At 49.1% G+C, this 23,960-nt stretch carries 27 protein-coding genes; 7 read left to right on the top strand and 20 right to left on the bottom strand.

Annotated features, from left to right (window positions below; genetic code table 11):
- Window positions 1-114: 114 nt before the first annotated feature.
- Window positions 115-1,455 (top strand): aminotransferase-like domain-containing protein, encoded by a 1,341-nt coding sequence (locus FPL14_RS00550; protein ID WP_182303779.1) that lies wholly within the window; start codon window positions 115-117, stop codon window positions 1,453-1,455.
- 69 nt (window positions 1,456-1,524) lie between these two features.
- Here the strand turns inward: FPL14_RS00550 and FPL14_RS00555 are convergent, their stop codons facing one another.
- A complete protein-coding gene (locus FPL14_RS00555) occupies window positions 1,525-2,868 on the bottom strand; it encodes an MFS transporter (protein ID WP_182301194.1) in 1,344 nt (447 codons plus the stop codon).
- Window positions 2,869-2,906: 38 nt separating this feature from the next.
- On the bottom strand, window positions 2,907-3,575 hold the full coding sequence (locus tag FPL14_RS00560) for an ArsR/SmtB family transcription factor (protein ID WP_182301195.1): 669 nt from the start codon (window positions 3,573-3,575) through the stop codon (window positions 2,907-2,909).
- A gap of 95 nt (window positions 3,576-3,670) precedes the next feature.
- On the opposite strand from FPL14_RS00560, the gene FPL14_RS00565 reads away from it, so the two are divergent.
- From FPL14_RS00565 to FPL14_RS00575, 3 genes are all read left to right on the top strand, one after another.
- Window positions 3,671-4,864: an oxalate decarboxylase family bicupin gene (locus FPL14_RS00565; RefSeq protein ID WP_182301196.1), complete on the top strand. Its 1,194-nt coding sequence runs from the start codon at window positions 3,671-3,673 to the stop codon at window positions 4,862-4,864.
- Window positions 4,865-4,994: 130 nt separating this feature from the next.
- Window positions 4,995-5,882: a permease gene (locus tag FPL14_RS00570; protein WP_182303780.1), complete on the top strand. Its 888-nt coding sequence runs from the start codon at window positions 4,995-4,997 to the stop codon at window positions 5,880-5,882.
- Window positions 5,879-6,799: a TIGR03943 family putative permease subunit gene (locus FPL14_RS00575; protein ID WP_182301197.1), complete on the top strand. Its 921-nt coding sequence runs from the start codon at window positions 5,879-5,881 to the stop codon at window positions 6,797-6,799. Before FPL14_RS00570 ends, FPL14_RS00575 begins: the two co-directional genes overlap by 4 nt.
- Window positions 6,800-6,807: 8 nt before the next feature.
- Here the strand turns inward: FPL14_RS00575 and FPL14_RS00580 are convergent, their stop codons facing one another.
- Both FPL14_RS00580 and FPL14_RS00585 read right to left on the bottom strand, forming a co-directional pair.
- Window positions 6,808-7,995 (bottom strand): GTP-binding protein, encoded by a 1,188-nt coding sequence (locus FPL14_RS00580; RefSeq protein ID WP_182301198.1) that lies wholly within the window; start codon window positions 7,993-7,995, stop codon window positions 6,808-6,810.
- Window positions 7,996-8,176: 181 nt separating this feature from the next.
- Window positions 8,177-9,613 carry an MFS transporter gene (locus tag FPL14_RS00585; RefSeq protein WP_182301199.1) on the bottom strand — a complete coding sequence of 479 codons (1,437 nt, stop codon included), beginning with the start codon at window positions 9,611-9,613 and terminating at the stop codon, window positions 8,177-8,179.
- A gap of 192 nt (window positions 9,614-9,805) precedes the next feature.
- On the opposite strand from FPL14_RS00585, the gene FPL14_RS00590 reads away from it, so the two are divergent.
- Window positions 9,806-10,228, top strand: coding sequence for a hypothetical protein (locus tag FPL14_RS00590; RefSeq protein WP_182301200.1), 423 nt, complete (start codon window positions 9,806-9,808; stop codon window positions 10,226-10,228).
- Window positions 10,229-10,286: 58 nt separating this feature from the next.
- On the opposite strand, the gene FPL14_RS00595 is transcribed toward FPL14_RS00590, so the two are convergent.
- From FPL14_RS00595 to FPL14_RS29695, 7 genes are all read right to left on the bottom strand, one after another.
- Complete coding sequence (locus FPL14_RS00595) at window positions 10,287-10,556, bottom strand: hypothetical protein (RefSeq protein WP_182301201.1); 270 nt, start codon at window positions 10,554-10,556, stop codon at window positions 10,287-10,289.
- 5 nt (window positions 10,557-10,561) lie between these two features.
- Complete coding sequence (locus FPL14_RS00600; protein ID WP_182301202.1) at window positions 10,562-11,125, bottom strand: GNAT family N-acetyltransferase; 564 nt, start codon at window positions 11,123-11,125, stop codon at window positions 10,562-10,564.
- A gap of 47 nt (window positions 11,126-11,172) precedes the next feature.
- Window positions 11,173-11,820 carry a 3-oxoacid CoA-transferase subunit B gene (locus FPL14_RS00605; protein WP_182301203.1) on the bottom strand — a complete coding sequence of 216 codons (648 nt, stop codon included), beginning with the start codon at window positions 11,818-11,820 and terminating at the stop codon, window positions 11,173-11,175.
- A gap of 37 nt (window positions 11,821-11,857) precedes the next feature.
- Window positions 11,858-12,562, bottom strand: coding sequence for a CoA transferase subunit A (locus FPL14_RS00610; protein WP_182301204.1), 705 nt, complete (start codon window positions 12,560-12,562; stop codon window positions 11,858-11,860).
- Between the two features lie 153 nt (window positions 12,563-12,715).
- Complete coding sequence (locus FPL14_RS00615) at window positions 12,716-13,369, bottom strand: FusB/FusC family EF-G-binding protein (protein ID WP_182301205.1); 654 nt, start codon at window positions 13,367-13,369, stop codon at window positions 12,716-12,718.
- Window positions 13,370-13,603: 234 nt separating this feature from the next.
- Window positions 13,604-14,368, bottom strand: a complete 765-nt coding sequence (locus tag FPL14_RS29690) for a stalk domain-containing protein (protein ID WP_229263730.1) — start codon at window positions 14,366-14,368, stop codon at window positions 13,604-13,606.
- Window positions 14,369-14,442: 74 nt separating this feature from the next.
- Complete coding sequence (locus tag FPL14_RS29695) at window positions 14,443-15,603, bottom strand: RCC1 domain-containing protein (RefSeq protein WP_229263731.1); 1,161 nt, start codon at window positions 15,601-15,603, stop codon at window positions 14,443-14,445.
- 178 nt (window positions 15,604-15,781) lie between these two features.
- On the opposite strand from FPL14_RS29695, the gene FPL14_RS00625 reads away from it, so the two are divergent.
- Window positions 15,782-16,384: an acetylglutamate kinase gene (locus FPL14_RS00625; protein ID WP_220471198.1), complete on the top strand. Its 603-nt coding sequence runs from the start codon at window positions 15,782-15,784 to the stop codon at window positions 16,382-16,384.
- Between the two features lie 189 nt (window positions 16,385-16,573).
- The gene (locus FPL14_RS00630) at window positions 16,574-17,032 is read left to right on the top strand and encodes a CBS domain-containing protein (protein ID WP_182301206.1); all 459 of its coding nucleotides are present in this window, start codon (window positions 16,574-16,576) and stop codon (window positions 17,030-17,032) included.
- Between the two features lie 92 nt (window positions 17,033-17,124).
- Here the strand turns inward: FPL14_RS00630 and FPL14_RS00635 are convergent, their stop codons facing one another.
- The 9 genes from FPL14_RS00635 to FPL14_RS00675 all read right to left on the bottom strand — a co-directional run bounded on the left by FPL14_RS00635 (window position 17,125) and on the right by FPL14_RS00675 (window position 23,848).
- On the bottom strand, window positions 17,125-18,330 hold the full coding sequence (locus FPL14_RS00635) for an MFS transporter (protein ID WP_182301207.1): 1,206 nt from the start codon (window positions 18,328-18,330) through the stop codon (window positions 17,125-17,127).
- A 25-nt stretch (window positions 18,331-18,355) separates the two neighbouring features.
- Window positions 18,356-19,384, bottom strand: a complete 1,029-nt coding sequence (locus FPL14_RS00640) for an ROK family transcriptional regulator (protein WP_407644636.1) — start codon at window positions 19,382-19,384, stop codon at window positions 18,356-18,358.
- A gap of 168 nt (window positions 19,385-19,552) precedes the next feature.
- Window positions 19,553-20,014: a MarR family winged helix-turn-helix transcriptional regulator gene (locus FPL14_RS00645; RefSeq protein WP_182301208.1), complete on the bottom strand. Its 462-nt coding sequence runs from the start codon at window positions 20,012-20,014 to the stop codon at window positions 19,553-19,555.
- Between the two features lie 89 nt (window positions 20,015-20,103).
- Entirely contained in the window at window positions 20,104-20,565 is a 462-nt protein-coding gene (locus FPL14_RS00650; protein ID WP_182301209.1) for a DMT family transporter, read from the bottom strand.
- 15 nt (window positions 20,566-20,580) lie between these two features.
- Complete coding sequence (locus tag FPL14_RS00655; protein ID WP_182301210.1) at window positions 20,581-21,279, bottom strand: Crp/Fnr family transcriptional regulator; 699 nt, start codon at window positions 21,277-21,279, stop codon at window positions 20,581-20,583.
- Window positions 21,280-21,302: 23 nt separating this feature from the next.
- Window positions 21,303-21,728, bottom strand: coding sequence for a DMT family transporter (locus FPL14_RS00660; protein ID WP_182301211.1), 426 nt, complete (start codon window positions 21,726-21,728; stop codon window positions 21,303-21,305).
- Window positions 21,729-21,852: 124 nt separating this feature from the next.
- Window positions 21,853-22,377 carry a GNAT family N-acetyltransferase gene (locus tag FPL14_RS00665; protein ID WP_182301212.1) on the bottom strand — a complete coding sequence of 175 codons (525 nt, stop codon included), beginning with the start codon at window positions 22,375-22,377 and terminating at the stop codon, window positions 21,853-21,855.
- Between the two features lie 161 nt (window positions 22,378-22,538).
- The gene (locus tag FPL14_RS00670; protein ID WP_182301213.1) at window positions 22,539-23,003 is read right to left on the bottom strand and encodes a GlcG/HbpS family heme-binding protein; all 465 of its coding nucleotides are present in this window, start codon (window positions 23,001-23,003) and stop codon (window positions 22,539-22,541) included.
- A 77-nt stretch (window positions 23,004-23,080) separates the two neighbouring features.
- Window positions 23,081-23,848 (bottom strand): spermidine synthase, encoded by a 768-nt coding sequence (locus FPL14_RS00675; protein WP_229263732.1) that lies wholly within the window; start codon window positions 23,846-23,848, stop codon window positions 23,081-23,083.
- Window positions 23,849-23,960: the final 112 nt, after the last annotated feature.

A 23,960-nucleotide genomic window follows, 5' to 3' on the forward strand; every position in this document is an offset into this window, starting at 1 on the left:
TCATGCTTTTAACCGGCCGGCTATAAGATCAAGCATAGGGGGTGCATCGTGCGGATTCAATCTAAGTTTTTACCAACTGTACCGGTACAGTCGAAGAGGGTGAAAAAGATGGAATTGAGAAAATACTCCGAAGTCATGAACGAGATCGAATCCCGGATCATAGACGGCACGTTTCGCGGGGGCCAGAAACTGCCTTCCATTCGCGAGTTGTCCAACCGATACGCATGCAGCAAGAGCACCGTGATTCGTGCTTATACGGAGCTGGAAAAACGCCATCTCGTCTATACCGTTCCGCAGAGCGGGTATTACGCGGTATTGATGAAACCCGATCCGGAACACGACCCGAATCGAACGGTGTTGGATTTCTCGTCGGCATCTCCCGATCCGAAGCTGTTTCCTTACTTGGATTTTCAACATTGCCTCAATAAGGCGATAGATATGTACAGAAACGATCTATTCAATTACGGAACGCCGCAAGGACTTCCCTCGTTGCTGCATGTTCTAAGAAAACATTTGACCGATCATCAAGTGTTTGCCCGCACCGATCAGCTGATGATTACGACAGGCGTGCAGCAGGCGTTAGCGATTCTATCCACGATGCCGTTCCCGAGCGGCAAACATACCGTCCTACTGGAACAGCCATGTTATCATCTGTTGATCCGGCTATTGGAGACGCAAGGCGTTCCGGTTCAAGGCATAACAAGAACGGAACACGGAATCGACCTGAACCAATTGGAACATTTGTTTCGTACCGGGGAAATCAAAATGTTCTACACGATACCCCGATTTCACAATCCGCTCGGCACCTCCTACTCGGAAAACACCAAGAAAGCCATCGCCGAATTGGCAAAGCGTTACAATGTATACGTCGTGGAAGACGATTATTTGGCCGATGTGGAAACCGACGCCAAATCGGACCCGATCTATTCGTATGCTCCCTCGCACGTCGTTTACTTGAAAAGCTTCTCCAAAATTTTATTTCCCGGTCTACGGCTCGGCGGGGTAGTCCTTCCTCCCGCGCTTTTCGAAACATTCAGTTTGTATAAGCAGCTAGCCGATATCGATAGTTCGATTTTGTCGCAAGCCGCTCTGGAGATCTACATCCAGAGCGGGATGTTCGAGAGGCGCAGACATAAGATCGTGTCTACCTATCGCGATAGAATGCTTCTTCTGAACCGGGCGCTTAACGTCTTTAACGACACGGAATCCGTCCATCATGCACCCGATTGCACCGGAGTGCATACGCACATCGTTTTACCTGAACGTCTGCATATCCCTACCTTGCTTAAACGATTGAATCAAAAGAAGATTATCCTGAAAAATATCGATCATAGCTTTATTGCTACTTTTGACAAGCTGCCGATTCTAAAGCTCAGCATTACAAGAGTCGAGGAGGATCAGATAGAAGAAGGCATTCGGATTCTGTTCGAGGAAATTAAAAGAATGCACCGATAGGTTGGAGACGACGACAAAACAAAACCCGCGATCGCCGCGGGTCGAAGAAGAACAGCAACTACGCCCTTTCTAGAAGTCGCTATCGATTGAACTTTGATTGCCCAATCGCGCTTTTTCCTTACTTTGCGCGCTGCGTTGGCTGAAGCGAGACCAGATCACGACCGGGATAAGCAACAAGGACAAAATGCCCCCTGAAAGGGAGAGCGTAGCGAAGCTGGAATTCGCCATCACCATCCCGGATAACGCGCCTCCCGAAGCTCCGCTCAAAGCGATCAAAACGTCAACGGTTCCTTGCGTTTTGGCCCGGCTGCTTGCAGGCGTTGCATCCACGATAAGCGCCGTTCCGCTAATTAATCCAAAATTCCAACCTAATCCGAGCAACGCCAAGGCTGCGATGAGCAACGGCATAGAATCCGCGGGAGCAAAGGCGGCCAGAAGCCCCGCGCAAAGCAAAGTGACGCCGGAAGCATAGGACATAACCGTACGTCCGTATTTATCGACAAGTATACCGGTTAAGATGGAAGGCAAGAACATCGCGGCGACATGGATGCCGATGACTAGACCCACCGCGCCCAAACCGTGTCCGTGATGCTTCATGTGGACCGGCGTCATCGTCATGATCGCGACCATTACGATTTGGGTCAAGATCATGACGGCCGCGCCGACTGCGATTTTTCGGTGATTGGTTACCGAAGCCTGCTCTACTCCTTTCGCGTTTTGAATGGCATTCTGTGCCCGGGCTATCGCCGTAGCCACGATAAATGGATCCGGGCGCAAGAAAACGAAAAGCACCGAACCCGCAAGCAAGTAAGCCGCAGCGCCTAAAAGGAACGGGCCCGCCAAAGGAGGAACACCGATAGATACGGCGAAACGTCCCATCACGTCAACCAGGTTAGGCCCCGCAACGGCACCGAAGGTAGTCGACATAAGCGTAATGCTAATGGCTCTCGCCCGCTCGGTCGGTTTTGCCAAATCCGTACCCGCATAACGCGCCTGCAAATTGGTAGCGGTGCCGGCTCCATAAATCAATAGCGATACGAAGAGCAGCGGAATCAGATCGTACACTGCGGCAAGCACGACTCCGATAGCTCCGATCCCCCCGGCTAACGTACCGGCCGCCAATCCTATCCGACGCCCGTAACGTTGGGAAAGGCGACCTACAATTAGAGCGGCAGCCGCAGAACCAAGCGTAAGAAGCGCCGCGGGAATCCCGGCATAGCTTTCCGTACCCAACATATCTTGAGCAAGGAGCGCTCCGACGGTGACGCCTGCGGCAAGACCCGCGCCGCCGAATAGCTGCGAAATCACGACGATAACCAATGTCCGTTGATGGAGCTCGCGTTGTTTTTCAGGAAAATCAACGTATTTCTGCAACGTATTCTTTTTGCCTGTCTTAACATCGATATCCGACATAACCTGTCCCACCCTTTCGTTTTGCCATGAACATGACCTTATTGTTCTATTGCCTCAACGCTATACCCCGCCACTATGCTGTTATCCAGACGGTATGCCGTGAATCCCTCGCTCTGCATTTTTTCAACGGCTTGCGCCGAATAGATGCAAAAAGGCCCTCTGCAGTATGCAGCGACTTCGTAATGTCGCGGAAGGTTCCGAAGGTAAAGATCCAACTCCTCCATCGGAACGGAAATCGCTCCGTCGATATGCCCAGCATCAAATTCATCCTTCGAACGAATATCCAATAAAATAATGCTTCCTGCTTCCATCTTCTCTTTCAGTTCATCTCCGGAAAGCGTCTGCATATTCTCGTAATGTTGGCGAAAATCATCTTGAATGCGTTGGATGTCCGCGAGCTGGCTTTCGCAAATGCGCCACAACGACGTTAAAAAATGATGGATGGCCGGATCGGCTAACGAATAAATAACAAAAGTTCCTTTTTTGCTGAACTTCACCAACCTCGCATCTAACAGCACTTGAAGATGGCGCGATACGTTTGCGACGCTCATGTCCGTTTGCTGTGCCAGTTTTTCCACTGATTTCGGGCTTTGGGCAAGCAAGTTCAACAATTCAAGCCTTTTGTCGCTGGACAGACATTTTCCGATCCGGGCGTATTGTTGATACAAACTATCTTTGAAGGCTTTTGCCGACGGTACGTTTTCCATATCCCCCACCCTTTTACTATTCAATTGATTAATTGAATTATAGGGTCGAGAAAAGGATAAATCAATCTTATGTTATTAGAAAGGAGCGTTTCTTCGTGAAAAATCCACAACAACGGCAAGTAAACTATACTTCCGTGCCGCAACCCCTTAGAAGCGATGGCGCCGGCGGAATAGATCGGGGTCCGCGAGACGTGATGCGAGATCTGGAAAATCCGAACATGCTCGTCCCTCCCGTCACGGACGCCGGTCTGCTGCCGAACTTGAAATTTTCTTTCTCCGATACGAGCATGACGTTAAATCACGGCGGATGGTCAAGAGAGATAACCGTTCGGGAGCTGCCGATCGCGACGACTCTTGCCGGCGTTAATATGAGCTTAACGCCGGGAGGAGTGCGCGAATTACACTGGCATCAGCAAGCGGAATGGTCTTATATGCTGTTAGGCAGCGCGCGAATTACGTCGGTTGACCAGAACGGGCGCAATTTCATCGCCGATGTCGGACCGGGCGATCTCTGGTATTTCCCTCCGGGTATTCCCCACTCCATTCAAGGTCTGGAAGAAGGCTGTGAATTTCTGCTTGTCTTCGACGACGGCAACTTTTCCGACCTGAACACCCTCTCCATTTCCGACTGGTTTGCGCATACGCCCAAGGAAGTGCTTTCGGCCAACTTCGGAGTTCCGCAGAGCGCTTTTGACACCATTCCTTCCGAACAAGTATATATTTTCCAAGACAAAGTTCCTGGTACGATAGAAAGCCAAGAAGTCCGATCTCCTTACGTGACGATCCCGTTAAGCTTCAAGCATCGGTTGTTAGCGCAAAATCCCTTGAAAACGCCTGGCGGCAGCGTGAGAATCGTCGATTCCGCTAACTTTCCGATATCCAAAACGATCGCGGCCGCGCTTGTAGAAGTTGAACCCGGAGCGATGAGAGAGCTTCATTGGCATCCCAATAACGATGAATGGCAATATTACCTTACGGGGCAGGGTCGCATGACGGTATTCGCGGGTAACGGCACGGCGCGCACCTTCGACTATAGAGCCGGAGATGTCGGGTATGTCCCCTTTGCGCTCGGTCATTACATTCAGAACACCGGGAATCAGACGTTATGGTTTCTGGAGATCTTCAAGAGCGACCGGTTTGTCGATATGTCCCTTAACCAATGGATGGCGCTTACGCCTCGCGAGCTTGTCCAAGCCAATCTCCGCGTCGGACCGGAACTGTTGGACGCGCTGCGCAAAGAGAAATGGCCGGTCGTCAAATATCCGGGATTTTCTATTCGACCGAAATAAACCAAGTCTGGAATGCCCTAGGGGACGTTCCAGGCTTTATTGTGTATACTAGATTGTGAGTTGAATGTCCGTTCCGTGAATCCAGTTCCTATTAAACTTAGCAGGTGCATTCGTGAAAACTTTTCTTCAGATGAATACGATATTCCTAAGCATGATCATGGAAGCGATCCCGTTCGTGCTTCTCGGCGTGTTAATTTCGGGATTCATCCAATCGTTCGTCACCGAACGATGGATCGCGCGAATTATGCCCAACAACCGGTTCCTCTCCTCCCTGTTCGGCTGTAGCGTGGGCATTCTGTTTCCGTCATGCGAATGCGGCATCGTGCCGATTACCCGTCGCTTGCTGAACAAAGGCGTACCTCTTAACGCCGGAATCGCCTTCATGCTCACCGGGCCGATCGTCAATCCGATCGTTCTCTTCTCCACGTTTATCGCGTTCGGCAACGATTGGAGAGTGGTAGCCATCCGCGCGGGGATGGCTTTCGCAGTGGCGTTGGTCGTGTCGATGACTATCGCATTCTTCTTTCCGGTTCTGCCGGTGAGAACAGCCGAGCACCAAGTGGCCGCAACTTCCGAGCACTCCGTCAAAGCTATTAAACGCATATCTTGGATCGCTAGATTAGGTTCCGTTCTCCGGCATGCCGTCGATGAGTTTTTCTCCGTCGGCAAATATCTCGTACTCGGCGCGTTCATCGCTGCAGCTATGCAGACTTACATCCCGACGTCCTCCCTGCTTCATATCGGAAGCAATCCCGTTACTTCTTCGTTGGTAATGATGGGACTCGCCTTCACGATGTCGCTCTGCTCCGAAGCGGATGCTTTCATCGCTTCCTCGTTCAGAAGCACGTTCTCTATGGGATCTATTTCGGCCTTCCTTGTTTTCGGACCGATGATCGATATCAAAAATACGTTGATGCTGCTAGGCACCTTCCGCACGAAATTCGTTGTCGCGCTTATAGCGCTCGTGACGGTCTGTACATTAGCTGGTTCGCTTATCGTAGGGAGGTTATTCGGATGATACGTTTTTATATTTTGTTCGGCTTCGCGCTCATGTTCGCCTATATTCATATCGAGGGCCAATTAAACAAGTTCATTAATACGAAATACGCGTACTTGTCGATTAGCGCCATTGCCATTCTAGCTATGTTATGCATCGTTGAGATCGTAAAGATGTACCGCCTTGAGCAAGCTGAGAAAAAGAAATCAATCGACAATGAAACGCGATGTTCGCATGAACAAGAGCACGATCATCAACATCATGGTCACGAACATGAAGACCACGACGATCACGGACATTCCCATGAATCCTCTTCCAAGTGGAAGCGCGCTATCGGGTATTTAATCCTGATCTTCCCCATTTTTACGGGCTTATTCATGCCGGTGCAAACGCTGGATTCCAGCTTTGTGAAAGCAAAGGGCTTCAGCTTCCCTTCCGCGAAAGAATCGATGTCCGACAAAAATCCGGGGCAGCACCAATTTTTAAAGCCGGATTCCAGCGTGTTCTACGGCAAGGATAGTTACGAAATCATCAAAAACGAGGAGTTGGCCGAGTTTCGGAATGCTCCGGTTATTTCGCTGGACGACGACAATTATATGAAAGGGATGGAAGTCATCTATAACTTCCCGGGCGACCTTATGGGCAGAACGATCTCGTTCGACGGGTTCGCATACAAAGGGGAGCAGGTTGACGGAGATCACTACTTCGTTTTCCGGTTCGGATTTATCCATTGCGCAGCCGATTCGGGCGTGTTCGGGATGTTGGTTGATTTTCCGAAAGGGACGCAACTGAACGATGACGATTGGGTTCGCGTTACGGGCAAGCTCTCGTCCGAGCTATACCAACCGTTTAAGCAGACGATCCCCGTGCTTCGTGTGACTTCATGGGAAGCCATTCCCGCGCCCGAGGATCCATACGTGTATCGGATTTATAACTAAGCTACGTTCTATAGAGCGTTGGGCAAACCATCCTTAAACTGCATCCAATCTTGTCGCAACTCGTCTTCGGTAAGAAGGCAACCGTCAAGCGACGATACGATAGTTTCGCGATCCATCTCGATACCGATGAAGACGACTTTGTTTATTCTGTCTCCGTACTGCGGCGACCATTGTTTGCTAAGCTCTGGATCCTCGCTAAGATACATTTCCCGCTCGTCTTCGGGAAGCGCGGCAACCCAATAGCCGGAAGGCCCGAATTGAATGGATGGTCCCGCTTGGCTGAGGCTTTGCCCCATCTCGTTCCGGGTAGCGACCCACATGATTCCTTTGGCGCGGACGATCTCGATCGGCCAGTTCTCCATCCATCTTAACAACCTGCCCGGATGAAACGGCTTAACGCGTTCATAGACGAACGAGGAGATCCCGTACTCTTCCGTCTCCGGCGTATGAGCCGGCTTCTCCATTTCCCGTATCCACCCTGCAGAACGGCTGGCCGTATCGAAGTCGAACAGCCCTGTATTCAGAATGTCGGCAGGCTCGATTCTTCCTTGTACGGTTCTAATCAGTTTAGCTCGCGGTTGAAGCTTCCGTATGACCCCTTCCAATTGAGCCAATTCATCTTCCTTGATCAAATCGCATTTGTTCAGCAGCAACACATCGCAAAACTCGATCTGGTCAATAAGCAAGTCTACCACTTCTCTAGTATCGTTCTCTCCGATCGCTTGGCTTCTATCCAGCAGCGTTTCCCCGGACGAGAAGTCGTGCCAGAACCGGTAAGCATCGACGACGGTGACCATGCAATCGAGCCGGCAAATTCGAGACAGATCGATTCCCTGATCTTCGTCGACATAAGTAAACGTCTGCGCTACGGGCACAGGCTCGCCTACGCCGGTCGATTCAATCAAAATATAATCGAATCTGCCTTCGTTCGCGAGTCGCTCTACTTCGCGCAATAGGTCTTCGCGAAGCGTGCAGCAAATGCATCCGTTGGACATTTCCACGAGCTTCTCGTCTGTTCGCGACAACCCGCCACCGTCCTTAATGAGAGAAGCGTCGATATTGACTTCGCTTAAGTCATTGACGATAACGGCAACCTTCAAGCCCTCGCGGTTGTTCAGAACATGGTTCAACACGGTTGTCTTGCCGGAGCCTAAGTATCCGCTTAATACGGTTACCGGTATTTTAGTCTTTGTCATTTCACCCTTCACCCTTATCGTAATTATTACGAATAGACACGGAAAATGAAGCCGGATCGTCTCCGGCATCATTCGTCTATTCGTTTGACGAGCTTTAATCGTAATTGTTACGTATAAGTTAGAATATCAGAGTCCGCTCTTAACGTCAACTATCGAAATGTTACAAATGAAATCGTTTGTTTTATCCAGCTTTTTTTTCTTTGCGGATCATGAATATGGCGATTAATGCGCCGACGATCGCGATGATTGCAGCTCCAATAAAGGCAGAATGAAAACCTATGTTTAATGCAGCTGTTTGTTCCAATCCCCTATCCAGCTTCTCTTTCGTCCATTGCGACGATACTGCCACCATAATAGCCAAGCCAATCGCGGAACCGATCTGATAACTTGTATTGGATAGACCAGAAGCTAGGCCCGACTGTTCCGAGTTTGCCCCCGATACGGATGCAATCGTTGCCGGAATATAAGCGAGAGCCATACCTAGTGCACCGAGCAAAGAAGCCGGAAGTACGTTCGTTGCGAAGTTTCCTCCTTCCGGCGTATTAACGGCGAATAGCAGCAAGGAACCGGATAATACGATCATTCCGATGACTAGCGGGCCTTTCAAGCCGAATTTTCCGACAAGCTTACCCATGACTCCTACCATCAGGATCATGATGAGAATAGTCATCGGAACCAAGGCAAGCCCGCCTTTGAATGCCGAGTAGCGCAGCACTTGTTGTAGATATAAGTTCAAGAAAAACCAAAGCGGTATCCATGCGCCTGCAAGGGCTGCCAATATGAGATTTCCGGCGAGCAATTTCGGTGCTTTGAAAATTCCCAGAGGAACGAGAGGATCTTGTTTCTTCATTTGCACGATCAAGAAAAGTAAGAACAACAAGACTGCAACAGCTAGCAGAACGAATGTCCTGGTTCCCCATCCGCTATGCTCCGAAGTGACGATCGCATATACCGCCAATACTAATGATGCCGTTACCGTCAATGCTCCGAGAAGATCTACGCTTCCCTTGCTTATCGTGCCTTTGGGCAGTACGCGAAGACTATACAATACGGCGAATAACCCTACCGGAATATTAATAAGAAATGTCCAGTTCCAACTTAGCCACTCCGTAATGACCCCGCCTAGAAAAACACCGGCGGTTCCGCCTGCCGCAGCGGATGCTCCCCAGAATCCGAATGCTTTGTTTAACTCCTTCGGATTCGCAATGAAGAGCTGCATAATTATCGTCAATGCGGAAGGCGCGATAAGCGCGGACCCCAACCCTTGCAAACCGCGGCCAACGTTCATCGCTTCCTCCGACCAAGCCAATCCGGCCAACAGCGAAGCGGCCGATAAGATCATGAACCCCAGGTTGAACATTTTGCGTTGACCGAATAGATCGGAGAGTCGTCCCCCTAACAACAACAAGCCTCCGAAGAAAATGACATAAGCATTGAACACCCATTGCAAGTTGCTTTGCGAGTATCCTAATGCTTCCTTGATCGCTGGCAGTGCAACACCGATGATGGACGTATCCATGATAACCATGAACTGGGCTAGACAAAGCAAAAATAACGCTTTCCAACGCAGTGGATTCGCAGTTTCCGTTGCGGATAATTCGTTCGAAATACCTGACATTTTGTATTCCTCCTTATATTGGATTTCGTTTTATATAGTATACCCCCCTACCCTATAATGTCAACATCTTTTTCCATTCATTATGGCCTAAATGATCATAGAAAGATCACACGGGATAAACGTACAAGCAATACGCCCTCTTCGGAATATATTATTGCCTGAGGATAGTAATTCGAGAGGAGCCGCCAATCCATGAGGAATAATCGTAAAGCGATTAGAGAACAAGCTAAACGGATGATCGGTCAGCCTGTTTGCATTGAATTAACGAACGGAAGCTATTATGTCGGACGGATCATGGGCATCGAGAACGGACAATTGATTTTGTCGGGGAAAAAAGGGCGAGGCAAATTGCGGAGAACTTCGTTGCAACGCACGAGTAAAGCTAGGGTATCGGGTTTGTTCGACGGCCTTGGCGCCTTGATGGGCAATCCCGGCGGAGCAGGAGCCCCCATTGCTGGCGCCGCTGCCGCGCAAGGCGGCACGGGCGGTTTGTTCGGCGGTTTAGGAGGGATAGGCGAATTTATGGGCTTTATCAATAAAGCGATGCCGATGATCCGCATGGGAATGGGAGTCGTTAAAGCGATTATGCCGTTATTAGGCGGTCTAAAGGCGTAATCGGTTGGAGCCGTCTTGAAAGCTTAGGCTTTCGAGACGGCTTTTTGATTATAAGAGCTCATTTATTCTCTTTTCTTGCAGCTCGCTTATACAAGTTCATCGAAACCCATACGACCGACCCGACGAGATAAATAGGAATGACGATGACGATCAACGTCGTGAAATCCGCTAAATCGTTCCACTCCCCATTATCTCTGACAATAGCGTAGATAAAGACCATCAACCCTACTGCATAGATCAATAAAGGCCACCAACTTCTTCTCCATAAAGCGCATATCGGCAAGAGGACAAGAACTATCCAGGCGATAATATAGCCAGGTCCGTGCATGATCCTTACCCCCTCCCCTTGTTGCGATACGCTTGCTCATGATACGCCGTTATCGCCTTGAATAACCACTTGCCGTCTTCTACCCCTACCGTATCGGAATTGAAGCTTAAGTACATGGCTCGATAAGTTTCGGGTACCCAAATATAGGAATGGATGTACTCCGTCAAAACGAATCCGACCTTCTCCCAGAAGCGAATTCTGTCCGCATTCTCCTTAGTCTCTTCGGCTTCGACCTCGATCACGATCCCTCGGCAATCCGGCATAATGGCCAAAGCCCGATCCCGAATATTTTCTATGCACAGTCGTCCGATTCCCTTGTGCCGCCAAGCTTGGCGAACGGCAAGATAATCGATGATCAGCACTCCGGCCCGCGCGTTGAAAGCGGTTAGAGCCATCGCGACGACTTCATCGTCTTCGCTCCAAGTATTCAGCGTACACAAACCTCTATCGAACATGCGGCGGACGATCGCGCGGGTTTTCCTTCCGTGCTCGGGGAAAGCCTCGTGATAGACTTTCTCCGCCTTGGACCATAAGCGCTCGTCCCATTGATCGGTGGATTGGAATTCCATGCTGTAATCCTTCTTTCGTTAAGACAAATGATCTCCTCTTCATTATTTTACCCCGATTCTATGCGCTGAGCTACCGTGAATGCAGCTTCCGTTTTAGCCCGGACTTCATCCAACGTCGTTTGATCGATAAGTTCTACCAATTCCATTCTACCCGCCCAAAAATCGAACACCGCCAAATCGGTGATTAAGCGATGTACGACGCCTTGCCCCGTTAGCGGTAACGAGCAACTGCGCTTGACCTTGGATTGCCCGTTTTTGTTGACATGTTCCATTACGACGATGACTTTCCTCGCGCCATGTACGAGGTCCATCGCGCCTCCCATGCCTTTCACCAGCTTGCCGGGAATAATCCAATTGGCCAGATCTCCTCGCTCCGATACTTCCATCCCGCCCAGAATGGCTAAATCTAAATGTCCTCCTCGTATCATCGCAAAAGAATCCGCGCTATTGAAATAAGATGCGCCCGTCAACGCCGTTACCGTTTCCTTGCCGGCATTGATCAGATCGGGATCCACGCCGTCTTCCTCCGGATAAGGTCCGAGCCCGAGCAGACCGTTCTCGGAATGGAGCATGATCTCATAGTGCGCGGGAATTTCGTTCGCTATTAACGTAGGCATGCCGATCCCTAGGTTGATGTACATCCCGTTCCGGATTTCCTGAACGGCACGCCTGATGATTCGTAAACGCGAATCCATCCTTTCACCTCGTTTCGCTCAATCTCGGTTCATAGGGTCAATGCGTCGTACGGACCGTCCTTCGCTCGATTCTCTTTTCATTCGTAGAACACTTTATCATTCGCTGCACGTAGATTCCCGGGGTATGAATGGAATCCGGGTCAAGCTCGCCAGGCTGGACGATTTCCTCCACTTCCGCGATCGTTATCTTTCCAGCCGTTGCGGCGATCGGGTTGAAATTTCTAGCCGTTTTACGGTATACGAGATTCCCTAGCGTATCCGCTTTCCATGCTTTTACGAGCGCGTAATCTCCGACGATCCCTTGCTCCAGAACATACTTTCGATTGTTGAACATGCGCTGTTCTTTACCGTCGGCGACGGGCGTCCCCACCCCCGCGGGCACGAAAAAAGCCGGAATACCTGCCCCGCCTGCGCGTATGCGCTCCGCAAGCGTTCCTTGCGGCACGAGCTCCACTTCCAATTCTCCGCTCAAATATTGCTGTTCGAATATTTTGTTTTCCCCGACGTAAGAAGAGATCATTTTCCTAATCTGTTTGTTCGCTAGTAGAATCCCGAGCCCCCAATCGTCCACTCCGCAATTGTTGCTCACTACCGTCAGCTCTTTAACCCCTTTGTTCTTCAACGCCATGATGCCGTTTTCCGGAATGCCGCATAAGCCAAAACCGCCCACGATCAAGGTACAGCCGTCCCTAACGTCCTCCACCGCCTCCGTGAAGGATTGCATCACCTTGCGCGTAGTCATGATGCATTGCTCCCTATCCCATTTTGTTTTATCGTATGATTTCTCGGTTGCCGGCTCTTGGGTGACTGCCTTTCTTATCGTACGTTTAGTTTACGAACAAGAAGAAGACTGCCCTATTCGGCAGTCTCCCTCGGTTAAATCCTATTCTCGTACCTACTCTAGAACCGTGCGAATGAATTTCTCCAGCGCGTCAACATCCGCCGTGTTCTTATTGCAATCGTGGCCGTTCATGCACAAGTAATTGCCAAGCGATTTGTAGTAATCCGGCGAAGCGTTGGGCGGCTTCTTCTTGAATACCGCAGAGAACAACGCCAGCTCTTCGTACTTGTTGCACACGAAGCAATAGCTTTTCTTGTTCGTAGGCGTATATCGGCCCTCGATGCCGACGAACTGTCCGTTTAACGGATAAACGATGAACAATTTGTTCGCGGCGATATCTTGCCAACTTAGATAAGTTACGTAACGAAAATCGATCGAGGCAAGATCGGGAAACTTCAGCTTCTTACTTTTCGGGAAAAGCTTCTTAATTTGTTCCTTCGTTATCGGCGGAAATTCCGTCAAATAGGGTTCCAGCGAAACGAGATACTTGTGAAAATCATCCGCTGTCTCAAGCGAGGTGACGGCTCCTAGCAATTCGGCCTGGTTATCCGTGATGTCCGGGAAAAGACCCATGATTTTCGCTTCGGTGTCCGATCTTACCGAATCCACGATCTTACGGTCGGCTACGGTTCTAAGCGCATTCAGCAGCACTCCGGTCTGCTTCTTAATGAAATTATAGTGATGGTTTCTAATAAATGGTTTATTCATGGCATTCAGCCCCTTATTATTAATGTTGCGAATAAGGCGCAAAGCCAAATATTAGAAACGATATCATTCTAAAGGGGCGATAGGATTAGTCATGATCGCGCCTCACGCAAAGTATCGCCTCCATATCGGGCTTTGCATGAGTCAAGCCATTCCGACAATCGATGATTGCCATCCCTATCGACCTCCTTTTCCCCAAGATTCGAATATTATAAAAGATATTCGCAGGGATTTCAATTACGTTAAAATAAACGCTGCTTTTCCGTTAATGAATGAAACGGCGTCGAAGTCGTAATATACCCACGTCTCTATTGTATTGCCCCGTGCGGTCGTGATGCTCTTGCTGACCGGATAGCCCCAGGACAGTTTGACTTGATCCTTCGTCATTCCAAGCGTCACGTTACCCGCTTTGATCTGTTTCCATGTCGCTTCGGACCAGCGGTACTTTTTCTTAGGATCGTAACTAAACAAATAATGCTCGTCCGAAAATTGCTCGCTTACGAAAGAGGAAATCGTCGCGGAACTCTTGATCGTTTTGCCGGATGCGGATTTGAATACGACGACGAAATTTCCGGAATCTTCAGGCAAAATATCGGTAACCGTTACTTTCGAGAAGCGATCCCAGTCTTCGTAATGGTTAATCCAATAGGTTCTCCCGATATATCGGGCCAGACTGCCTTGCTGAGCCTTCTTGACGAGAGCTGCCGTATCGGTCGATACGACCGTCATCTTCGCGTCGCCGAAAGAGATGACCGCGGTTTGCCATTTGCCGTCCCATTGAACTTTCGCTCCCGTAGCGTTCGTCAGCAGAGCCCCCGGGACGTAGGTTTCGCCTTTTTCAGTCAGTGGAGCAACCTTCAGCGACACAGCCTCTCCATTCAACGTTGCGTTCGGGTCCCCCGATTTAAATGAGAATGTCGTATCGCCGATTCTTGCTTCGAATATGCCGTTCGCGGCAGAGACGGTCCCTCCCAAAGCTTGGATGACGGCTTTTGCGGGCACGAAAACGTTACCGTTAACTTGCTTGGCATATTTCAGGTTATTTTGCAGGCTAGCGGATACGGTCAGCGATTTGGTTACGCCGCCCGTCGTAACGGTTGCTTGCGCTTGGCTACCCCCAGCACTTTCAACCTGCCATCCGGCTGAATCGCCAGCAAATGCGGTTTATCTATGGAGACGTTTGCTGCGGTTGGCGCGACTTTGATCTTCGCGCCGTTGGTATACGTCTCCTGAATGTTGATTTTAAGAGATTCTCCTACGAGAGGTTTGAGCTCCGATAGAGATACGTCCACTTGCTTAACCGTTGGAACGTCGACGGGTTTGATCTCTTCGTCGTCATAGAATATCCAGCTTCCATCGCTGCGCATGACATAGAATTGTTTGTAATCGGAATATGTCGCGGTTTTCGCTACGGTTCCGAGACCGGTAACTTGATGATCCAGCTTCCACCGCCCCTGGTATTTGCCCGTTTGCCAAAGAGTCCCGTCTTTACGCGTGACTAAGAGAATGTCGGGAGTATCAGGATCTCCGGCAGTATAAACGATATGAGCCGCATCTTGCGCTACCGTGACCGGAATAATGGTTCCGTTGTCGTCGAAGTTTACCGCGTCATACACAATGACCTGTCCACTGTCGTATAACAGCGCAGCCCTACCGTAACTCACCGTCATGGACTTTACGGAATTCACATCCGCAATCGTACCTACTTTAACGTTTTTGCCGCCGGAATAATGGCCTACTAAGATCAACTCCCCGGTTTGAGTCAAGACGGCTAAACTTTTTGATGCAAGACTGTCTCCGTTGCCGCCTCCATAACCGATCATCGAGATCCCTTCGAGCCCTTTCAGCTTTTTCGAGCCCGACTGCCAGACCGTCCCGTCCGTCTTAAGCCAGTACCCGTCTACAACCTGCTTAACGCCGGTCTGTCCGGCGACGGGACGAGAACCGCTCCCGTCAACGCCCCATTCCATTAACTGGCCATCTTCGGATAAGGCCAATCCGCCATAATCATCATTTCCTGCAATCGACGCGAGACTACCCGGCGTTCGAATGATCCGATAACCATCCACTTGCGACCACAACGTGCCGTCTTCCATCAGAAACGTATATTTGCCGATAATCTCCTTGATTTTGGACTCGCCGCCGGAGGCTGTCGCTTTGTTTACGGATTGTCCCCCCATAAAGCTGAACCCCGCTATGAGAGCAATTGCTACGACGATTTGAATCAGCTTTCTCATTGCTTGACCTCTTCCCCTGTTGGTTACTTTTTCCATCGTGTAGGATTCGACACAAATCGACGCTTTCCTCCTGGAGGGCGGGCAAGATATCCGGATCCCGTTTAGAATCGATGCACCAAAGCGGGATATCGCCTATATGCTGTGAGTAAGCGAGTATAAAGGAGAGTGCGAATGATTCATGTACGGATACGTGTCACCCTATCATTATTACTTCAGGCAGAGCCCGCCTAAATATTGGACGCCTTCGAAGGTCGAATTAAACCGCAAGTTGCGATCGTTGTGGGAACAGCACGTTTTCTGGACGAGATTAACGGTTAACAGTATCGTCGGACGCCTTCCCGACGATAAGGAAACGACGGCAAGGCTTCTGCGCAACCCGAAGGATTTTGCCGCGCTTCTAAAGCCCTTGTACGGGGCGGAGATTGCCAATACGTTCGATAAGTTGCTCACGGAACATTTAACGATAGCGGCGGAGCTCGTCAAAGCATTGCAAGCAGGCAATTCCGCGGCGGCTAGCGACGCGCAGAAACGTTGGTTTGCCAATGCGGACGCGATCGCGGTTTTCCTCAACCGGATTAACCCTTACTGGTCGACGGAGGAATGGAGAAAAATGCTCTATGAGCACCTCAGGCTTCTGAGCGCCGAGGTCGCATCCCGCTTAGCCGGAAATTACGCCGAGAACGTCGCCGTTAGCGACCAAATCCAATCGCAAGCCCTCGAAATGGCCGACGTGATGACATACGGAATTATTCAGCAGTTTCCAAACGCGTTTATGGGATAACGCATTGCCGACTGCAAAAAGAGCAGTCCATGACCAAGATAACTTAGTCTTGACTGCTCTTTATGGTTATTTTGAGACGTCTACTATCCAACTACAGCCGAAGACTAACGTTATAGTTAGGTTGTCAACCTATTTTATGTATGCTATAAATAGTTTAGCTTTGATAATGATCAGGAGGAGATGTTCTATATGATCGCAAACGATATGATGATTAGAAACGTATACAAAGTCAAAGAAGACGACACGATCCGATCCGTGCTCGAGAAGTTTATCGATCACGGCATCAGCGGACTTCCGGTCGTCAATGACAACAATGAGATCGTCGCTTTCATCAGCGACGGAGATATTATGAAGTATATCGGGAAACATAATGATATCGTCTTCGATTTCGTCTTTATTGTCGGTTTCATTAAAGGAGATCAAGATCAATACGAGGAACGGATCCGCAAAATTCTCGATCTTAACGTCATGGCTATCGCCAACAAAAAAGTCATGAAAGCGAAATGGGATGAGCCTGTCGAGAATATCGCGAGCATCTTGGGCGGCAAACAAATCAAAAAACTGCCGATCGAGCGAAACGGGGTCCTAGTCGGCATTATTAGCCGGGGCGATGTCATCAGAAGCTCGTTCAAGGATCTTCTTAAATAAGACCACTCGAGTTATTATCCAACTAAACGAAGGACGTACCGGCATAGCCCTCCGGTACGTCCTTCAACATCTGCCGTTGACTTCGACCTTTCCTATTTTAATAACTCCCTCCCTCTCAAAAGCACGTTTAATTTTTCCGAGAACAACAAGATAGCAACCGCGCAAACGACGATAAAAACCGGAAATATGCCGATTGTCGAATAAGAAGCCATGAAACCGAGCAAAGGAGGCAAAAACGTACTTCCCGTATACGCCACCGCCATTTGGTAACCCATTATCGTCTGGGAGTGTTTTTTCCCGAAGCGCACCGGAGTTTCATGCAACATGCAAGGGAAGATCGGTGCCAATCCCAGTCCCACGACCATAAAACCCGCTAAGGAAAATTCCGTCGACAAGGGCAAGATCATCAGAACCGCGCCGGCCAAAGCCGTGATTTGCCCTCCCCTAATGAGTGTACGGTTACCGACCTTGAAAGTAATGAATCCGGTAAGGAATCGGCCTATCGTAATGCCAGCGAAAAACAAGGAAACCCATTGCGCTGCTGCAGCCGCGGACAATTCCTTCACGTTTACGAGAAAGCTGCTTCCCCATAGTCCCATCGTGGCTTCTATACCCGAATACATCAAGAAAGATAGGAGTGCCATTTTTACGCCCTTAATCTGCAACGGTTTGGAATGATCGGACGGTTCTTCCTCTCCGTCCCCGTCTAGCTGTTCTCGTCCTCCGCTTGAAGCCGCTTGGCTAAGCTTAGCGACCCGATTCCATAATGGAAGCGCGAAGATCAGGATGACCACTAGAGCAAACTGTATAACGGCAACGGTTACATATCCGTCTCTCCATGTGCTTTGCCCCGAAATATACTGAGCCATGATAATGGGTCCTAACGTGGCTCCGACTCCCCAGAAACAATGCAGCCAACTCATATGGTGCGCTTTGTAATGAGCGGCAACGTAATTATTGAGACCGGCATCTACGGACCCTCCGCCTAATCCAAGCGGAACGGCGCATACGACTAACCAAGCCAGCGATGGCGCAACGGCAAAGCCTAGCAAAGCTCCAGCCGTCATGATACAGCTAGCCAGCGTCACTTTCCCTGTTCCGAACCTTCCAAGCACGGCTCCGCTTGCCAAACTGGACACGATCGTTCCAGCTGCTATGGTCATATAGAGCAATCCTGCGGTTTCGAGCGGCGCGTCGTACTGCAATCGCATGACGGGCCATGCCGCTCCTAACAACGAATCGGGTAAACCTAAGCTTATAAATGCCATATAAATAATAAATAAAAAAAATGTAGCCATATCGTTTCTTGCGCTCCCGTATCTTCTATATTCTCGTTCCCTTGATCATGAGGCTAAGCCCTAAAGTCTGTAATCCATATAAGTAATCTTGTTTCCAATCGCTCTCCGTAAGCTTCGGGAGATGTTCTTCAGGAATATAAGCGGCGCATCGTGATGCGATCCGGGCCGTGATGGAATCGTTCACTTCATCGCGGCAAAAGATAACCGTGCCGGGATTTAGGATTGCCGTAAATGTAACTACCAACCGGCTTATGGCATCTATCTTTTCCTCAGTAATAGGTTTACCCGTTCCTTGTTCGCCTTCCCGAGTCAAAGCTTGCAGAAAATTACGGTCATTATAGAGCGGGACGAATGAAACTTCTCCCGAGAAAAACGTACTTCCCCTTACCACGTCTCCATTGATCATAATCCCGGCTCCCGGACCATTCTGACCGAAATAGAGATAAATCAAGGAGGAATGAATATTATTCCGCTTGTGGTAATAACCGATAACGGCGGCGTTCATATCGTTCTCTACGACGACCGGGATTGAAAAACGCTCCTCGAACAATCCCTTCAAATCAAAATCATAAAAATGCTCATAGTTCGGAATATAAATAATCTTCCCCTTGTTGACCGATCCCGGTACGCCGATTGCCATGGAACCGATTTGGGGATATTTCCTTACGATCTCTTCTACGCGCTTCGTTAGGCTCTGAATATCATCCATAAGGACGCTCAAAGTTTGACCTTGCTCTTTCACTTCTCCAACGCAATTAAAAACGATGTAATTCGTTTCCGTTTTCTCCAAAAAGATGGCCAAACCTAACGTATGCTCCGGATTGTACCGATATCTATTCGCTCTTCTCCCGCCGCTTGAATCATCTAACCCGACTGAGATCAGTTCTCCGTCTTTCTCCATTTCCGTTATGAACTTGCTGATCGTCGGAAAACTGATATCTAGCTTGCGGCTCAGTTCAACCTTCGTGGCGCTTCCCGATTCAAGAAGAGCAACGCGTATTCTGCGAAAAATCGCTTTTTTCATTTCTTTTGGAGTTGCCGTCAACTCATCCACACGGATACACCTCCTCCTGCTCCCGCACACTTATTAAACATCTTTAATAAGTTACAACGATAATAACAGAAATTCCAAACCGTGAAAAGCGAAAAATAGCCCGCCCCACCGCGCCGCCGCAATCGGGTTGGCTTGGTAGATTGAGCTATTTTATCGATATGCCCTATATTAATCAAAAAGGTATTTAGCGTCTTTATCGAAGTATTCAAACACTTGATCGAGCAGCGAGATTAAAGTTTCGCTTTGCTCTTTGCCTAATTTCTCGATTAGACCGGTGAATGCTTGTTCTATGCGCTGCCCCATCTTTCGCACGATTTCTTCGCCGCTTGCCGACAATCTAATATCGGACACTCTCCGGTCTTTGGCGTCTACTGCTTTCTCGATATAACCGTTATGATGCAAGCTTTTGATAATCTGAGTAACCGTCGGCGAAGTGATGGCCAGCCTTCTGCTGATCTCGGACACCATGACCCCTTGATCGCTCTCGCTCGCAATCTCCTTAATCCGCATCAATACTCTGATCTCGCTTGGTTTTATTCGTTGAATGGATTGCCTGCGCCAATCGGCTCTGGCGAATTTCTCGAAAGTTTCGATTAATCTTCTGGTTTCCGGAGTGATTTCGCTATCCATTGCTTCTCCCTCATTTCTAAAGTCAGTTTACATGAATTCAGAAAGAGGTTCAATGAGACGAAGCATAGCTCTCCGAAAATATAACTTAGCTAATTATGTGCGGCTCCATTCTTGAACGACCCGCCGAATTTAAATAAAACGATCCCTCCGACGATAACGAGCACTCCGATCAACTGCTTGAAAGTAAAAGGGATTTGTTCAAGGCCTAACCAACCTAACGAGTCCCATAATAGAGCAAATCCAAGCTGCGAGCTCAGAGCGATGGAAATGGCGTAAGTAGGACCAAGCAGCTTTATCCCCTGTACGAGGCAGACGACCACACCTACCCCGATCATTCCGCTGAACCAATACCACGTCTTCATATTTTGCATTGCAAACAATTGATTGCCTTCAAAGAGCAAACCAAAAGCCAAAGAGGCGAGAAACCCTAGTCCCAACACGAGCGCGGTAGTGGTCCAAGTTCCCGCTCGTTCGTTCACCTTGCTGTTGAAAATATTTTGCAAACCCACTAACGAACCTGCGACGATCGATAACAAAAGTCCTTGAACCATAGCCTACACTCCTATTTATTCATAGATGTTCTGGCTGGCCAGCGCGCTTAACCCTTCTCTGTCCTTAATGAGAATAAAACCTTTCTTGCGCTCGATCAGCCCATCCGAACAGAATCGTCGGAGCACCCGATTCAAATGCCGATAACTCGTTCCGATTAAATTCGCGGCGTCCGTTAGACTAGAAGGGCTTATTTGATCATTAAGCAATCGATCGGTATCGTCAAAGAAAATGGATAATAGATAACTCGCCAACCTTACTTCCACCGGATACATCAAATTAAACCGCATGGAATCGGATTTAATGGCAAACTTGTCGGTAATGATATTCAGCAAAAATTTCAGCAGAGCCGGATCGTCTTTGGCGTATTGATCTAACCAACGATACTGGATCCCGATCATGCGGACCGGCGATACGGCCTCCACCGTATTCATGATGTCCATTCCGCGTACGTATTCGATATCTCCGATCACTTCGAGTGGCGTCTTAAAGGAGAGAATGAGCGTTTTCCCCTCGGGAGACGTCGTATAAATCTTGAGCTTGCCCTTCACGAGGATGTATAAATACTGTGCCGGATCGTCTTGGGAACAGATGAGCTCGTCTTGATCAAAGTCGTACAGCGACAAATACGGCAATAATCGTTCATTAAAGACGGATTCTATGCGATGAACTCGCATATAGTCATTCAACAGTTCTCGATCTAATCTTTGTTTCATAACCCGATGTCACCTCCGCACAATCATACCCCCAGAATGATCACGCCGGCAATCATCATCCCTATGCCCAGATATTGCGGCAACGCTAACTTTTGCTTCGCCATTCCGAACCAACCGTACCGATCAATGATAAAAGTCAAACACAGTTGGGCAATGAGCAGAGCGGATATCGTAAGCGTGACGCCAATCTGCTGAATGGCTTTGACGTTGCTGAAGATGACGACCGCCGCGAAGGCGCCGCCGGACAAATAGATCGGCTTCACCTGCTTAAACCGTTGCAAGTTGCCGTCTCGGATAAGAACGAGGATAAGGAATGCCGTAATAAAACCGGTAAATTGGGTTATCGTCGCCGCCTGCCAAGTGCCGACGGATTGACTGATCCGGGAGTTGGCTACTCCTTGCAGCGTAATGAAGGCTCCGCCCATCAACGCAAATAGGATTCCTTTCATATTTACTCTCCCTGCATTTGATATCTCGTTTATTAAAAAATATTTCCTGATTGCTTGGAAAGGACATATGTCCTCAGATGGGAATCATAACAACAGCCTGCCGCATGAAGCGGCAGGCTGTTGTTTATGATGAACGGGACATCCACTCTTCTTCTAGAATCGCGTAGAAATACTCGTCCCGCCACTCGGCATCTTTTAGGATGCATTTTCTGAAAAAACCTTCTCTTCTCATCCCGCACTTCTCCATCACGCGATACGATGCCGTATTTTCGGGCTGGCAAGTCGCGATGATCCGATGGAGTTTCAATTCCTCAAAGCCATAATTCAATATAGCTTGCGCGGCTTCCGATGCATAACCTTTGTTGTGATAATCTCGATTGAACACCCAACCGATCTCATAAGTATGCTCTCCGAACCACTTATGAAAAACCATGTGACCGATCAAGATATTCCCTTCGTTTAGAACTACGGCATAATTCTCGGCATGGATTCCCGATTGCCGGGCAACGAATTCCTTGGCAGCCTTCTCCGTGAACGCTTCTGCCGGCATGTATTTCATCACTTGCTTGTCCGAGGAATAGCCGAGCACGGCTTGCCAATCCTCGTTCTTGAAGCTGCGTATCGACAATCTCCTAGTTCGGATATTCATTTGCGTTGTCCACCTTATCTTATATTGGTTTGTTTTATTGCCCCAATACAAGCTCAATGGAAAATGCCTGCTGTTTTCTATTCGGTATTACGTAGTCGACGCCCTTTCACCTCCTTTACTGTCCGGATAACAAGCCTGCCGCTCTCGCGACAGGCCGCGGTTCATCCGTTTAAGTGCATCGAACCGATTCGTCCCGTGGCAATCGTTGCGTTTCCGCGTGTATTTTCGAATGCTTGAACGGCTGCCGTGGCCACTTCGATGTCTTGGGCACTCGTCCCGCCGCTCACTCCGATCCCTCCGACCAACTTGCCTTCGCGCATGAGCGGAATGCCCCCGCCAAGAATAACGAGCCTGCCGTGATTCGTAGTATTGATTCCGAACGTCGCTCCTCCGGGCTGCGCGGATTGAGCCAGGTTGGCGGTCGGCATCTGCATGGCTACGCTGGTCCAAGCTTTGTTCTGGGATATGTCGATCCCGCCAATCCGAGCGTTGTCCATACGATAGAACGCTACGAGATTGGCCCCCTCGTCGACAATCGCGATATCGCAGTTAAGTCCCATGGAACGAGCTTTCTGTTCCGCCACGGCAAGCAACCGTTTGGCTGTTTCCAAGGTCAATTTATTCAACCAATCCACTCCTTTATATCCAACTCCAAGGTTAGAGTATGAATATCCAACCGGTTAGGTGAACGTCTAATCCGCCTCTATTTCCGGTCCGGAATGCCACGATCATTGTCCAGGATGAGATGACCCTCTTCCAACTCGATCTCTGACAGGCCGGCTTTATTTTTACCAGGAAGAACTATCGGTTTTTTGCTTGCCAATAGGATCATATTTCGAACTTCAGAGTCGTCTTTTGCCGGTAGACTATACGCTTTCGTGTAAGGATAGATTTCTCTTAGCGTCGAATAGATCGCGTTGATCAACCTATCTTTGTTCGGTTTGCCAAATACGTTCATAAACAGCGTTCCGCTCGAATTGAGCTTCTCGCTTGTCATCTGAAAGAAAGTTAAAGCCGTGAGGCGAAGCGGCGTTCCCATAGGCGTGAATGCATCCACGACGAGGTAATCATAGAAATCGGAACGCTCGTCGTTAAGGACATCCCGGCCATCTCCAACGACGACGTTATCTAGCCGGTAATCGAACAACCGTCTGCTCAATTCCACGACCTTGGCGTCGATTTCCGCTACCTTGATTTTCTTGTCCGAATAATAGGCGGCAATCGTTCCAATGCCATGTCCGATCACGAATGCTCGATTGAATTCCGGGTTAATTAATGTCATTAATTGGATCATCGCTTTCTGATACTCCAACACGATCCGCTTTGGATTTTTGAGGTCGATCGCTCCTTGCACCGCATCGTCGGAGAATTGCAAACAACGAAATTTGCCCAATTCTCCGTATAACCGAGTCGTCTCGAACACCTTGATCCTTACATTAAATTCGCTAGACTCTTCCGCTAGTAAATTCACGATGCGAGATCTCCTTCGAGTAAGGTTTACATTTCGATATCTTGCTAATCCATTCGAGAAAACGTACAAACGGATATCATTGCGGTTATACTGTTCGTGGAGGTGATGGTCA

Source organism: Cohnella cholangitidis, assembly GCF_014107495.1.
Taxonomy (GTDB): Bacteria; Bacillota; Bacilli; order Paenibacillales; family Paenibacillaceae; genus Cohnella; species Cohnella cholangitidis.